Source organism: Derxia gummosa DSM 723, from assembly GCF_000482785.1.
In the GTDB taxonomy this organism is placed as follows: domain Bacteria; phylum Pseudomonadota; class Gammaproteobacteria; order Burkholderiales; family Burkholderiaceae_E; genus Derxia; species Derxia gummosa.
This window is the reverse complement of sequence record NZ_AXWS01000014.1, coordinates 194,357-207,988: the sequence shown is the minus strand read 5'-3', so window position 1 is coordinate 207,988 and position 13,632 is coordinate 194,357. Positions and strand designations below refer to the sequence as shown.

The window sequence follows — 13,632 nt, the reverse complement described above, 5'->3', positions numbered from 1 at the left end:
CGGATGCCGCTCAGGCGGCGAGCGCCTCGGCGGCGACCGGCGCGGGCGCGCTCACGTCCAGCGCGGCGATCTGCGCATCGGCGTCGGCAAAGGCCGCCTTCGCGCCTTCCTCGCCCATCGCGAAACCCTCGGCGAACACGAACTGCACATCGGTCATGCCGAGGAAGCCGAGCGCGACCTTGAGATAGGGCGTCTGCTGGTCGAAGTGGGTGCCACGGTACTTGCCGCCGCGGGCGAAGGCGACGATCACCTTCTTGCCCGTGAGCAGACCTTCGGGGCCGTTGGCCGTGTAGCGGAAGGTGACGCGGGCGCGGCTGATGGCGTCGAACCACATTTTCAGTTGCGCCGGCACGTTGAGGTTGTACATCGGCACGCCCAGCACCACGACGTCGGCGGCCTGGATCTCGGCGATCAGCGCATCGTCCTCGGCCACGCGGGCGGCCTGCTCGGGCGTGCGCTGCTCGGGCGGCGTGAACAGCGCGCCGACGGCGGCGCCGTCGAGCAGCGCGGGCGCCTGGGCGCCGAGGTCGCGCACCGTCAGCTCGGCGGCGGGGTTCGCGGCCTTGAGCTTGTCGACGACGCGGTTGGCGACGACGGTCGAGTTGGAATCGGCGGCGCGGACGCTGGAGAGGACTTGAAGGATCTTCATGGCGGGCCTTTCTGGTTTCTTGACGGTGCTGCGAACGGGTCGGTTGGCGACAGCGCGGCCGGCGCGGCGGTGCGGGAAGCGGGCCTTGCGGTGCGGCTGCCTTGTTTGCCGTCGCTGTCGCGCTGTCGATGGAGTGCACTGTATTGATCGCGTAGTGCGCTATAAACCCGGCTTTCAGCACAACACTGTTCCACTGGTGGATCAATGGACGTCGAGCCGAATGACCTGCTGCTGTTCGCGCGCGTGATGGACGCGGGCTCCTTCACCGGCGCGGCCGAGCGTCTGGGCCTGCCCAAGAGCACGGTGTCGCGCCGGCTCGCGGCGCTGGAGGCGGCGCTCGGCGAGCGGCTGCTGCTGCGCACCACGCGCCGCCTCACGCTCACCGACTTCGGCGCCAACCTGCTCGTGCATGCGCGCCAGGTGGCCGACGAGGTGGACGCCGCCGCCAGCCTTGCGCTGCACCGGCAGGCGCGGCCGGGCGGGCGGCTGAAGGTGTCGATGCCGTCCGAAGCCTTCGGCATCGACATCGAGCGCGTGCTGGCCGCGCTGCTGCTGCGCTATCCGGAGATCGTGCTGGACGTGGACATGTCGTCGCGCCGCGTCGATCTCATCGCCGAAGGCTTCGATCTCGCGATCCGCATGGGCGCGCTGCCCGACGACGCGACGCTGGTGGCGCGGCGGCTGTACGGGCATGGCTGGGGGCTGTTCGCGTCGCCGGTGTATCTGGCGCTGCGCGGCACGCCGCGCGCGCCGGCCGATCTGCTCGCGCATGACGGCATCGCGCTGCGCGGGCGCGGCGGCGAGGCGGCGCCCTGGGCGTTGAGGCGCGGTGGCGTGAGCGGTGGCGCGGCAGGCGGTGGCGCCGCGCTCCTCGCCGCCGCGCCGGCCCGCGACGCCGAGCAATGGACCGGCCTGCCCGCGCTGCGCGCCCTCGTCAACTCGCCGCGCCTCATGCTCGACCTCGCGCTGGCCGATCTCGGCATCGCCGCGCTGCCGATGCAGGTCGCGCGCGCGCCGCTGGACGAACGCCGGCTCGTGCCGTTACTGGCCGACTGGTCGCTGCCCTGCACCGATTGCTGGGCGGTGATGCCGGGGCGCCGGCTGATGCCCGCCAAGACGCGGGTGCTGATCGAGGCGATCGAGGCGGCGGTGCAGGAGGCGGGGTTGGCGTAGCGAGCGCGGGCACTGAGTCGAGGCGGATACCGGCCGGTGTCCGGATGCGCACTGTTACCTCCCGACGGCGGTCCGGCCCCGCCTAGGATGCCGGCTCCCAGGTCGCGCGGCGCCGCCGCGCCGGTCATTCCGCCCGCCCCGCCATGCACCTGCTCGACCGCGCCACCGTCATCCACTACCACCGCCACCGCATCGCCGAGCATGGCCTCGGCACGCCGGGCGCGCTCGGCTGGCGCGAGCCGCGCAGTCAGCAGGCGCGCTTCGAGGCGATCGCCGCCGCCGCCGATTTCAGCCATGCGCGCGTGCTCGACATCGGCTGCGGCACGGCCGATCTGCTGCCCTATCTCGCCGCGCGCTTCGAGGGCATCCGCTACCACGGCATCGACACCGTGCCCGAGTTCATCGCCCACGCGGCCGAGCGTCATGGCCCCGCGCATCCGGGCGCGCGCTTCGAGCTGGGCAATGCCTTCGACTTCGCGCGGCCGCTGCCGCCGGCCGAGGTGGTCGTGGCCTGCGGCGCGCTCGGCTATCGCAGCCGCGAGCCGGATTTCGTCTGGAACGCGCTGCGGCATCTGTGGGCGGCAACGCTGCGCACGCTGGTGTTCACGGTGCTGGACGCGGCGGTGTTTCCCGCGCATCCGCTGCTGGTCGGGCAGGACGTGGCGGAGGTGGAGGGGTTCTGCCGGCGGCTCACGCCGAATGTGCGGGTGCTGCGCGGTGTGGCGGGGGATGACGTCACCGTGGTGCTGCATGCCTTACCAGTGACGGATGACCACGACATGCATGCCATTCCCGTTCCACTGTCCGAATCCTTCTTGCCTCGGGAGAACTAGCAATGTCCGTCCATGTCGATCCGCAGCGCGCCGGCGACCGGTCGCAAGCCGTCACGCGAGCGGCCGCCCCCAGTGCCGTTCGTCAATCAGGAGCCGCCCACGCGCCGGTAACCAATGCGAGACTTGCCGCCCAGTTGCGGTTGTCGGCGATTGCAGATGCTTCTGCCGCCGTGTCAGGCATGCGCGCATTGCAGCGCTTGGTGGCCGTAAGTCGGGTGCCGGGCGGGCGGGCACCGGCGACCTTGCCCGCGCAGGCTGGCGCGGGCGCCGTGCTGCAACCGCAGTCGTACTCGAAAACGGTCACCAAGCCAGCCGGTTTCTCGATTGCCAACTGGCCGGCAACCTTGTCGGCAGCTGGCGGTGACGCCGACAACGAGATCGCAAGTAAGGTGAACAAGACCCTTGTTGACATGGGCTGGCCGAAGCTGCTGATGAGCGCCCACATGATTCCCAAGCGGCTCGGCGGTGCCGGCAATAACAGCAATGTCCGGCCCTGGCCCAAGAACTTTGAGGATAACGATTGGGAACTCCAGATGGAGCAGGCCTTCAACACGGCTCTCAATGCCAAGAATGTCGGTGACACCATTACCTACGAGGTTGAGACCACCGACATGAGCCCGGGCGAGGCGGAGCAGGTGCTGAAAGACGCCGACTATGACCTCGCAACGACGCCTAAAGCGACGTTTGAGATGCATCGCGACCGCCTCGTCAAGATCCCGAAGTCGGTCAGAGGGCTGATCGACGGCAACCAGGCAATCCAGTCCGATAAGACCTGGCCCATACGATGATCTTCCAGCAGCGGCTTCTTACCTGCCCTTGAGCGTCCCGTCCGCCGTCGGCGGCGTGATGATCACGTCGTCCAGCAGTACCTCGGCGCCCTTGGCGTCGTAGTAGGCGGCGCGCGTGCTCTGCACGGGCAGCTTCGGGTCGCTGCCCGTGCGGCGGTATGTGACGCGCACCACCGGCGCCTGGCGCGGTTCCAGGCTAGCGAGGCTCGACACGCCGATGCCCGCGCGCACCTCCAGCACCTTGATGTTGGCCGCGCCCAGTTCGCGCGGCAGCGTCCAGCCGCCGCTGGTCACGAGCTTCGACAGCTCCAGCGCCGACTTCACCTTGGCCGCGTCGAGCGGCGGCGCGTGATAGCGCAGCCGGCCGATCGTGCCCTCGGGCATCAGCCCCACCAGCACCTCCGAGCCGAACACCGGCAGGCCGTAGCTGTAGCGCTCGAAGCGCAGGCTGCGCGCCACCGGCACGCTGGTCTTGCGCGGATCGAAATCCTTCGCGAGCAGCTGCGGCTGGCCGGCGCCGACGTACTCGTCCTGAAAGCCCGCGAAGGCGAGGCCGTCGACCGGATAGCCGCCCTTCTTCAGCGCGTCGAGCGCGCGCGGCACGAGCACGTCGCGGCCGTTGGCGGCGAGGTCGAGCGGTTTCGTGGCGAGGCCGTAGTCGGGCAGCTCGATCGCGCTGCTGGTCGGGTTGTCGGTGCGTTCCAGATAGCTGAACAGCTTGTTCGACGCGACGCGGAAGGGGCCGGCGGCGTTGTAGCTGGTGTCGGCCGGCAGGTTGAGCCCGAAGCGCGTGGCGACCGTCTTGGCGAGGTCGGCGCGCTCGGTCGTGCTTACGTCGCGCTGGCGCGGCGGCTCGAAACCCGGCGATTGTGCAAAGGCTTGCAGGGCGATGGCCGAGAAGAGGGCGAGCGCGGTCGGCTTGTGGATGTTCATGGTCGTCTCCGTGGTGGCTCGGGTCACTTGCAGGTCCAGCGCCAGGCGATCCAGGTCGCGGGCAGGGCGTCGCCGATGCGCTGCTTCGGCGTCTCGGCGTCGCGGCGCGAGATGGCCTCGGCCTCGGTGCGACCGGTGCCGGTGATGACGGCGCAGACGCCGTCCTGCACGTCGATGAGGCCGGCGTTCATCCACGCGGTGCGGTAGCTGACGCTACCCGACGGCCCGCCCAGCAGCCCGAGCCACATGCCGACGGTGGGCAGCTTGGTGGGGCTGTCGAGGTTGTCGTGGCTCACGTCGCCCGAATGGCCCATGGCCACGTGCAGCCCCTGGAACACCGGCCACCACTGCGTGGTGAGCGACACCAGGTCCATCGGGCAGCTTGCGTTGATCATCAGCGCGTTGAGGTTGCCGTTTGAGCCGAACACGCCCGAGCCCGGAAACTCGCCCAGCCGCAGCGAGCTGCCGATGTTCACGAAGTTGGCGTTGCGGCCGATGCCGTTGCGCGCCGTGACGAGAAAGTCGGGCGAGGTCGATACCGGCGGGTTCTGGCAGCTGCCGTGCCCCGAGAACACATGCAGGTCGGCGCTCGACCAGTCGGCCTCGATGCTGTCGGAGCCGCCGAAGCTGTCCTCGCGGTAGTCGGTCGGCCACACGAGGGTGTTCTGCCAGAAGCGGCGCAGCGCGTTGCCGCCCCAGAAGTTGAACAGGCCGTAGAAACCCGAGGCCGCGTCGCAGGTGAGCGAGACGTTGTCATCGGTGGTGAAGCCCGAGGCGTCGCTGTAGCGCTCGACGCAACCCATGCTGACGTTGACGGCGGCCGCCGGCCGCGCCGCGAATGCGCAGCCGACGACGCCGGCCGCGAGCAGCAACTTGCTGATGGACATGCTGTGTTCCTCCCATGAAGTGCCGGCGCCGTGACGGCCTCGCAAGAGGCATCCGGTTTGCGGCTTTTGCCGGCCGCTGCGTCGGCGGCTTCGACGGGCGCAACACTGGGCGCCGGCTTCCCACCGATTTCCCACCGATGAGTGAGCTACCCGAAACCGGGCTGGTCAATTTATAGACGACCGGTCTAATATCGGCGCCTATGAGCACCGACGCCAGCACCGACACCGCCGCGCCGCGCCGTCGCGGCCGCCCGCCGCGCAACGCCCTCGCGCCCGACGACACGCGCGAGGCGCTGCTGCGCGCCGGCCTCGCGGTGCTGACCGAGAAGGGCTTCGCCGCCACCGGCATCGACGAAATCCTCCGCCGCGCCGGCGTGCCCAAGGGCTCGTTCTATCACTGGCACGAGAGCAAGGAAGCCTTCGGCGCGGCGCTGGTCGAGCGTTACGCCGCCTACTTCGGGCGCAAGCTCGACCGCCATCTGCTCGACGCCGCCGAACCGTCGCCGCTCGCGCGGCTGCGCCGCTTCGTGGCCGACGCGGCCGACGGCATGGCGCGGCACGACTGGCGGCGCGGCTGCCTCGTCGGCAATCTGGGGCAGGAAATGTCGGCGCTGCCCGAGGGCTTTCGCGCGCGGCTGCTCGCGGTGTTTGCCGACTGGGAGGCGCGCGTCGCCGCCTGCCTGCGCCTCGCACGCGATGCCGGCGAGATCGCGCCCGGCACCGACTGCGAACACGCGGCGATGCTGTTCTGGACCGGCTGGGAGGGCGCGGTGCTGCGCGCGCGGCTGGAGCGGTCGCCGGCGGTGTTGCAAGGGTTTGCAGAATTCTTCATCGCGGGGCTGGGCGGCAGGCCGCCGGCGGCCGCGTCAACCGTGGTCGCGCCGTCGGGCGCGGCATCTCGCCCGCGCAGGCGCGCCGGCAAAACCCAAGCTGCCAGGGAGTAGGGACATGTTCGAGGCCATCCTGATCGAGAAGGACGACGCGGGCTACCGCGCGAGCCGCCGCGCGCTCGACGAGGCGCAACTGCCCGAGGGCGACGTGACGGTCAAGGTCGCGTATTCGACGCTCAACTACAAGGACGCGCTCGCCATCACCGGCAAGGGGCCGGTGGTGCGCAGGTTTCCGATGGTGCCGGGCATCGACCTCGCGGGCACGGTCGAGAGCAGCAGCCATCCCGACTTCAAGGCCGGCGACGCGGTGCTGCTCAACGGCTGGGGCGTGGGCGAGGCGCACTGGGGCGCGCTCGCGCAGAAGGCGCGGCTCAAGGGCGACTGGCTTATCCCGCTGCCGGCCGGCTTCACGCCGCGCCAGGCGATGGAGATCGGCACCGCCGGCTACACCGCGATGCTGTGCGTGATCGCGCTGGAGAAGCACGGCGTCACGCCCGACCGGGGCGAGGTGCTGGTGACGGGCGCGGCCGGCGGCGTGGGCAGCGTGGCGGTCGCGCTGCTCGCGAAGCTCGGCTACGAGGTGGTGGCGGTGAGCGGGCGGCCCGAGGAGGCGGAGTACCTGACGGGCCTCGGCGCCAAGGCGGTGCTGCCGCGCGCCGAGTTCGCGTCGCCGGGCAAGCCGCTCGGCAGGGAGCGCTGGGCCGGAGCGGTGGACGTGGCCGGCAGCCATGTGCTTGCAAACGTTTGCGCCGGCATGAAGTACGGCGGCACGGTCGCGGCCTGCGGCCTCGCGGCGGGCGCCGACCTGCCCGCGACGGTCATGCCCTTCATCCTGCGCGGCGTCACGCTCGCGGGCATCGACAGCGTGATGCGGCCGAAGGCGGATCGGGTCGAGGCCTGGGGGCGGCTGGCGCGGGATCTCGACCTCGCCAAGCTCGGGGCGATCGCGAGCGAGATCGGGTTGGGGGAGGTGATCGCGACGGCGGGAAGGATCATGGAGGGGAGGTTGCGGGGGCGGGTGGTCGTCGATGTGAACCGGTGAGCGACGCACGGGGCGGTCAGGCTCGCGTCGGTCGGCGCGAGGTGTTCCGCACATCCGCCGATCGCGCTGACGCCCCGCCACCACACTCCCGCCGCCCATGGCCGCCAATCCGCCGGCCATGGCCAGCACCGCGTTCCAGCCCCTCGGCGCGCGCCCCGCGCCGGCCCTTACGCTGCACGCCGCCAGCCGGCAAGCCTGCCCACATGCCAGCCAGCAGGGGCACGCGCCCGTGTGCTCCAGCTCACGACCAACGCGCGTACCCATGCCTCTTCCGACCGCCCTTCACGCCCGACCGGCGCGCCTGCCGCTCACCATCGCCCTCGGCCTCGCCGCGCTCGCGCCGGCCTTCGCCCAGCAGGCGCCCGACCCCGCCGCGCGCCCGGCCCAGCCCGCCAACGGCGTCAGCCTCGACGCCGTCGAGATCAGGTCGCGCGGCCCGGCCGAAACCGCCGAGCGCCGCTACGCCACCGCGCCCAAGTCCGTCGTCACGCGCGACGAGATCCTCCAGTTCGGCGACAGCAACCTCGGCGACGCGCTCAAGCGCCTGCCCGGCGTCACCCTCGGCGGCCCGCCCGGGCGCCCTGGCGGCGAGGTGCGCATGCGCGGTCTCGGCTCGGGCTACACGCAAATCCTGCTCAACGGCGAGCGCGTGCCGCCCGGCTTCTCGATCGACACGCTCGCGCCCGAGCAGGTCGAGCGCATCGAGGTCATGAAGGCGCCCACCGCCGAGCACGGCACGCGCGCCATCGGCGGCACCATCAACATCGTGCTGCGCGAGCCGCTCGGCGCCCTCGGCGACGAGGTCAAGCTGGAGACGGGCGTCGAGCGCGGCCGGCCGTCCGAGCGCGCCTCCTTCGGCCGCACCGGCGGCTTCGGCGACGGCCACCGCTACAGCCTCAACGCCGGCGTCTTCCACGCCGACCAGCTCACCGAAACCGAGACCCGCACCCGCGCCACCGCCGACGCCACCGGCACCCCGCTGCTCGACCGCGACGAAGTCAGCCGCAGCCTCGGCCGGCGCGAAGGTGTGCAGGCCGGCGGCCGCGTGCAGTTCCGCCTCGACGGCGGCGACCAGCTCGTGCTCTCGCCCTTCCTGTTCGCGATGCGCGGGCGCAGCGACACCGACTCCCAGCTCGCGCAAACCGTCGGCACCGCGCCCTACGCCAGCAGCCACACCGACGCCGACAACAGCGACGCCGCCGCCCGCCTCTCGGGCCAGTGGCAGCACCGCCTCAACGACAGCGGCGCGCGGCTGCAACTCGACCTCAGCGCCGGCGGCTCCGAAAACCGTGGCACTTCCGACCGCAGCGAATACGCCGCCGACGGCACGCGCAGCCGCACGCTCGACGCCAGCAACCGCAGCCAGGACCGCAGCATCAACAGCAAGGGCAAGCTGAGCCAGCCGCTCGACGGCGGCCACAGCCTCGTCGCCGGCTGGGAATGGGAGGACGCCTGGCGCCACCAGCGCCGCGTCTCGCTCGACAACGGCGTGTCCCAGCTCGCCGGCTATGGCGACAGCACCCGCGCCCGCAGCCGTACCCTCGCCGGCTGGGCCCAGGACGAATGGGAGATCGACCTCAACTGGTCGGCCTACGCCGGCCTGCGCTGGGAGCAGATCGCCACGCAAAGCCGTACCGCCGGCAGCAGCAGCGACAACAGCAGCGCCGTCTGGTCGCCGCTGTTCCATGTGGCGTGGAAGCCCGACGAGAACGCGCGCGACGTCGTGCGCCTGAGCCTCACGCGCAGCTACAAGGCGCCGCAGCTCGGCCAGCTCTCGAACCTGCCGGTACTCAGCACCCGGCCCAACGACCCGAGCAATCCCGACAGCGTCGGCAACCCCGACCTCAAGCCCGAACTCGCCACCGGCATCGACCTCGCGTGGGAGCACTACACGGGCCGACGCAGCGTCACGAGCATCGGCGTGTTCCAGCGCCGCATCACCGACCTGATCCGCACCGTGACCAGCCTGCAACCGGTGCCGTGGGCCGCGTCCGACCGCTGGGTGTCGCGGCCCGAGAACGTGGGCGACGCGGTCACGCGCGGCATCGAGCTGGAGGCGCGCACCGGCTTCGACGAGATCGTCGCGGGCGCGCCGGCCATCAACCTCAAGGCCGGCCTCAGTCTCTACCGCTCGCAGGTGGACGGCATTCCGGGGCCGAACAACCGGCTCGACCAGCAGCCCAAGGCCCAGGGCAGCTTCAGCCTCGACGGCCGCGTGCCGGGCACGCCGCTCACGCTCGGCGGCGGCGTGACGTGGACGCCCGTGACGACGATCCAGCTCACGCCGACGCAGCAGGCCGTCAACGGCACGAAGATCGTCGCCGACGTGTTCGGTGCCTGGGCGTTCTCGCCGGTGTCGCAGCTGCGGCTGTCGGTCGCCAACCTGAGCGGGCGCGACTACGACTCGGGCGGGTCGGTGGTGTCGGCCACGCAGGGCTTCACGCAGACGACGGCGACGACGCAGCGGACCAATCCGGTGGCGACGCTGCGCTGGGAGTTGCGGATCTGAGTCCGGGTGGCATGCCGCCGCACGACCCGGCCGGAGGCCGGCCTCCGGTTGATGGCGGCGACTTGTTCCAGTGAATGGCGGGGCGCCGGCGCCGTGGCCCAGAGTGGCTGCGGGCCGCCGTCGTCCCGGATGGTGGTCCGGATCGCAATGTCGAAGGAGGACTCCATGCCAGTTCATGCCATTCCCGAATCCCGCGCGCCGCAGGCGGGCGCGGCGGCCGTTTCCCTCATGCGCGGCCGTTCACGGCCCGACGCGTCCGCCAGCCGCGCCGGCAATCCCGGGCTGGATGCGCTCGCGCGGCAGGCGGCGGGGTCGGCCCGGATCGGGCAGCTGCGGGCGCTCCAGGCCCGTGCCACGGCCCATGCGGGTTCCGCACGGGCCGGCCGCCACGAAGCGCCGGCGGCGACGGCCCAGCGCCGCCTCGCGGCCGCGTCGCAGCCGGAGGCCGGCGTCGTCCAGCGCAACGTGCTCGACTTCAACGTCGACTACGAGGAGCTGCTGCCGCCTACGCAGGACCTCATCAACGAACTGGAAGCCAGCGATGCGATCGATGAGCGCCACAACGGCGAGATCACGAAGCAAGTGCGCGACTTCTTCGGCAGCAAGGGCGTCAAGACCGTGCCGGCACCGGCCAGCATCGCGGCGACGCTCGACAACCAGGTCAACACCCCGCCGGGCCGCAACGGCTACTACTCGGGCGTGATCGGCAACTTCGGGCGTGACCAGTTCTACATCAAGACCGGGCAGGCCGAGACTTTCGAGGGCGGTCACATCATTCCGCACTCGCTCTGGGATGCGGCCGACGGCGCCGTCGGCATGGCCGACCACTACAAGAACCTGGTGCCGATGTCGCGCACCCTCAATGTCGAGAACTGGGCCAAGCGCGAGGACTGGATGCGCGACAAGGAGCTGGAGGACAACGAGACCCTCGAAGTCGGCATCGACATCACGCGCGAGGACTATCTCGAACCGACGGTCGGCAACATGGCGCGGATGCTGAAACTTCGACTCGACGCCAATGCCGATCCGACATCGACCCTCAGGCTCGACAACTGGCTGCCGACCAAGCTCAACCTCGACTACCAGCGCGTGAATGCCGACAACGGCATGATCGAGAGCGAGGACGAGTTCTCCAGTGACGAAGAGGATCTGCAGAACACCTTCCGCCCGATCGGCACCTACAGCGAACTGAGGGAGGCGCTGCGCGACTCGCCGTTCCGGCACCGGATCAGCTCCGCGCTCTGGAGCCAGCTCAACGGACTCTGAATCGCGCGCGGCCTCAGGCCATCGGCTCGCCCCCGTCGGTCGACAACGCCTGCCAGCAGCGCCACGGCAGCAGCACGCCGCGCGCGATGTCCTCCACCGCCGTCACCCTCACCGTCGGCGCATAGGCCGTCACCTCGCCGAACATCGTCGCGAAGGCCGTGTCGGCGGCGTCGCGGCCGGTGCCGAAGCGGATCAGCGCCATCGGGATTGCGGTGCCGGCGGGGTCGAACAGGTACCAGCGGTCGCCGAGCCACACCTCGACGTAGGCATGCAGGTCGAGCCGGCCGGCGGGCGGCTCGCCGCCGTAGTCGGTGCCGGTGGCGAAGCGCGCCGGCAGGTTGAGCGCGCGGCACAGCGCGATCATCAGATGCGCGAAATCGCGGCACACGCCGGTGCGGTCGAGCAGGGTGTCGGCGGCCGAGGTGCTGCTGTCGGTGGTGTTGGGCGCGTAGCGCACATGGGCGCGCACCCAGTCGCACACGGCGCGGGCGCGCGCATGGCCGCGCGGCAGCGCGCCGAACTGCTCGATCGCGAAGGCCGCCATGCGGTCGGACTCGCAATAGCGGCTCGGCAGCACATAGGGCAGCACCTCGGACGGCAGCGCGGGCACCGGGCATTCGGCCAGCACCAGCGGGTCGGCGAAGTGGTGGTGCAGGTCGATCGTGGCGGCGTAGTTCAGCGCGAGCGGGCCGGGGCCGGCGCTCAGGCGCAGGAAGCGGGTGGCGGTGGCCGGGTCGGTGTGGAGCAGGGTCGGCACCGGCTGGCTGATGGTCAGCAGCTCGTTCCACACCGATTGCTGGCGCGTCTGCGCGGCATGGATGTTGAACACGAAGTCGGCGCCCTGCGGGCCGATGTCGTAGTTGAGGTCGAGCTGGAGCTCGATGCGGGTCATGGCGCGGCGGGAGTGGTGGTGGCGTGCGCGATGCTGGCGGGCTTGTGTGGCGCGCGTGCGAAGGCGTCAGCCGCCCACGGGCGTGCACAGCTCCACCAGCGTGCCGTCGCGCCCGCGCACCCAGGCCAAGGTCTGGCCCCAGGGCAGGGTGGCGGGCGGCTTGAGCGGCTCGGCGCCGAGCGCATGCGAGGCGAAGGCGAGGGTGTAGGCGAATTTCAAGCGGCCTCCCGAGGTGGCTGGCGGCCCGTCGCGCGGGCATGCTGCGATGCTCGTTCCAACCCGACGGAGCCGCCAGTGCGCTTTGCCCTGCTCATCAACGAACCGCCCACTCAGCGCGCCGGCCGCGGCGAGGCCGAAGGCCGCGAAGCCTATGCCCGCATGCTCGATTTCGCCGCGCGCTTGCGGGCCGAGGGCCGGCTGGTCGCGGCCGAATCGCTCGCGCATGTGGACACGGCCACGCGGGTGCGGGTGCGCGACGGCCGGCCCGCGCTGCTCGACGGGCCCTTCGCCGAGGTGAAGGAGATGCTCGGCGGCTTCTTCCTCGTCGAGGCGGCGAGCCGCGCCGAGGCGCTGGAGATCGCCGCGCGCTGCCCGGCGGCGGCCTGGTGCGAGGTGGAGGTGCGCGAGCTGGGGCCGTGCTTCATGTCGGCGGGGCGGTGACCGCAGTTTTTTTCGTGGCGGTTGTCGATTCCCGCCACCCTCGGCCGTCGTGCTCCTGAAGTCCCCCGCAACCGCCACGACGGAGAGCCGCCATGCGCTACATGATCCAGGTCCGGGCCACGCCCGAATCCGAAGCCGAACTCACGCCCGCCCCCGATCCCGAACTGATGCGGACGATGATCGAGTACCACCGGCGGCTGGCCGAGGCCGGCGTGCTGCTCGACGCCGCCGGCCTGCGCCCGAGCCGCGACGGTTTTCGCGTCGATCACGCGCCGGGCGCCGCGCCGCGCGTGATCGACGGGCCGTTCGCCGAGACCAAGGAGCTGATCGCCGGCTACACGCTCATCCAGGTCCGCTCGCATGACGAGGCGCTCGAATGGGCGCGGCGCTTTCCGGCGCCCTTCGGGCCGGACAAGCCGGGCGTGGTGGAAGTGCGTCGGCTCTACGAGATGGACGACTTCCCGCCGCTGGAGGGCGACGAGTCCATGCGCGAGCTGCCGGGCGGCGGCGCCGGCTGAGGCGGGCGCGATGCGTTCGCCATTCGGCCTGCCCGCGATCGCCGCGCTGCTGAGCGCGGCGGCGCGCCTCGATTCCCGTTCCGGAGCCAGCACCATGCACAAGCAGATCTACGTCAACCTGCCCGTCAGCGACCTGCCGCGTTCGCGCGCCTTCTTCGAGTCGCTCGGCTATGCCTTCAACCCGCGGTTCAGCAATGACCAGGGCGCCTGTCTCGTGCTCGGCGACAACCTCCACGCGATGCTGCTGACGCGCGGCTTCTACGCCGGCTTCACGCACAAGGCGATCGCCGACGCCACGGCCACGAGCGAGGTGCTCGTCTGCCTGTCCTGCGACAGCCGCGACGGCGTGGACGCGCTGGTGGCGAAGGCGCGCGCTGCCGGCGCCAGCGTGCCGCGCGAGCCGCAGGACCACGGCTTCATGTACGGCCACGGCTTCGACGACCTCGACGGCCACACCTGGGAGCTGGTGTGGATGAACCCCGACGCCGCCCCGGCCGACTGTGGCTGACGCGCGCCCGGCTGCCGGCGCGGCGCGCGCTGCGGCGGGCAACGCGGCCCGTCCGTGCGCACCGTCCGCCGACGCCACCCGCCG

At 71.3% G+C, this 13,632-nt stretch carries 15 protein-coding genes; 10 read left to right on the top strand and 5 right to left on the bottom strand.

What is annotated here, in order from left to right:
* Window positions 1-10: 10 nt before the first annotated feature.
* Window positions 11-649 carry an FMN-dependent NADH-azoreductase gene (locus tag H566_RS0114370; protein ID WP_028311980.1) on the bottom strand — a complete coding sequence of 213 codons (639 nt, stop codon included), beginning with the start codon at window positions 647-649 and terminating at the stop codon, window positions 11-13.
* A gap of 204 nt (window positions 650-853) precedes the next feature.
* Between H566_RS0114370 and H566_RS0114365 the strand changes: the two genes are divergently transcribed.
* The 3 genes from H566_RS0114365 (at window position 854) to H566_RS0114355 (ending at window position 3,443) form a co-directional block, all read left to right on the top strand.
* Entirely contained in the window at window positions 854-1,822 is a 969-nt protein-coding gene (locus H566_RS0114365) for a LysR family transcriptional regulator (RefSeq protein ID WP_028311979.1), read from the top strand.
* 143 nt (window positions 1,823-1,965) lie between these two features.
* Entirely contained in the window at window positions 1,966-2,655 is a 690-nt protein-coding gene (locus H566_RS0114360) for a class I SAM-dependent methyltransferase (RefSeq protein ID WP_028311978.1), read from the top strand.
* A 2-nt stretch (window positions 2,656-2,657) separates the two neighbouring features.
* Window positions 2,658-3,443, top strand: a complete 786-nt coding sequence (locus H566_RS0114355; protein ID WP_156924444.1) for a hypothetical protein — start codon at window positions 2,658-2,660, stop codon at window positions 3,441-3,443.
* Between the two features lie 18 nt (window positions 3,444-3,461).
* On the opposite strand, the gene H566_RS0114350 is transcribed toward H566_RS0114355, so the two are convergent.
* Both H566_RS0114350 and H566_RS0114345 read right to left on the bottom strand, forming a co-directional pair.
* Window positions 3,462-4,376: a hypothetical protein gene (locus H566_RS0114350; protein WP_028311976.1), complete on the bottom strand. Its 915-nt coding sequence runs from the start codon at window positions 4,374-4,376 to the stop codon at window positions 3,462-3,464.
* Window positions 4,377-4,399: 23 nt separating this feature from the next.
* Window positions 4,400-5,263 carry a DUF6345 domain-containing protein gene (locus H566_RS0114345; protein WP_028311975.1) on the bottom strand — a complete coding sequence of 288 codons (864 nt, stop codon included), beginning with the start codon at window positions 5,261-5,263 and terminating at the stop codon, window positions 4,400-4,402.
* 200 nt (window positions 5,264-5,463) lie between these two features.
* On the opposite strand from H566_RS0114345, the gene acuR reads away from it, so the two are divergent.
* The 4 genes from acuR (at window position 5,464) to H566_RS0114325 (ending at window position 10,970) form a co-directional block, all read left to right on the top strand.
* Entirely contained in the window at window positions 5,464-6,207 is a 744-nt protein-coding gene (gene acuR / locus H566_RS25270) for an acrylate utilization transcriptional regulator AcuR (protein ID WP_084545124.1), read from the top strand.
* A gap of 4 nt (window positions 6,208-6,211) precedes the next feature.
* Window positions 6,212-7,195: an acrylyl-CoA reductase (NADPH) gene (gene acuI, locus H566_RS0114335; protein ID WP_028311974.1), complete on the top strand. Its 984-nt coding sequence runs from the start codon at window positions 6,212-6,214 to the stop codon at window positions 7,193-7,195.
* Between the two features lie 262 nt (window positions 7,196-7,457).
* Entirely contained in the window at window positions 7,458-9,704 is a 2,247-nt protein-coding gene (locus H566_RS0114330) for a TonB-dependent receptor plug domain-containing protein (RefSeq protein ID WP_051378788.1), read from the top strand.
* 165 nt (window positions 9,705-9,869) lie between these two features.
* Window positions 9,870-10,970, top strand: coding sequence for a DNA/RNA non-specific endonuclease (locus tag H566_RS0114325; protein WP_156924443.1), 1,101 nt, complete (start codon window positions 9,870-9,872; stop codon window positions 10,968-10,970).
* Between the two features lie 13 nt (window positions 10,971-10,983).
* Here H566_RS0114325 and H566_RS0114320 read toward each other — a convergent pair whose 3' ends face one another.
* Window positions 10,984-11,862, bottom strand: a complete 879-nt coding sequence (locus H566_RS0114320) for a transglutaminase-like domain-containing protein (RefSeq protein WP_028311971.1) — start codon at window positions 11,860-11,862, stop codon at window positions 10,984-10,986.
* 66 nt (window positions 11,863-11,928) lie between these two features.
* Window positions 11,929-12,081, bottom strand: a complete 153-nt coding sequence (locus H566_RS29675) for a VOC family protein (protein ID WP_211238095.1) — start codon at window positions 12,079-12,081, stop codon at window positions 11,929-11,931.
* Between the two features lie 75 nt (window positions 12,082-12,156).
* On the opposite strand from H566_RS29675, the gene H566_RS0114310 reads away from it, so the two are divergent.
* The 3 genes from H566_RS0114310 to H566_RS0114300 all read left to right on the top strand — a co-directional run bounded on the left by H566_RS0114310 (window position 12,157) and on the right by H566_RS0114300 (window position 13,548).
* Window positions 12,157-12,522, top strand: coding sequence for a YciI family protein (locus H566_RS0114310; RefSeq protein ID WP_028311970.1), 366 nt, complete (start codon window positions 12,157-12,159; stop codon window positions 12,520-12,522).
* Between the two features lie 92 nt (window positions 12,523-12,614).
* Window positions 12,615-13,040, top strand: a complete 426-nt coding sequence (locus H566_RS0114305; protein WP_028311969.1) for a YciI family protein — start codon at window positions 12,615-12,617, stop codon at window positions 13,038-13,040.
* Window positions 13,041-13,134: 94 nt separating this feature from the next.
* Complete coding sequence (locus tag H566_RS0114300) at window positions 13,135-13,548, top strand: VOC family protein (RefSeq protein WP_028311968.1); 414 nt, start codon at window positions 13,135-13,137, stop codon at window positions 13,546-13,548.
* Window positions 13,549-13,632 lie beyond the last annotated feature (84 nt).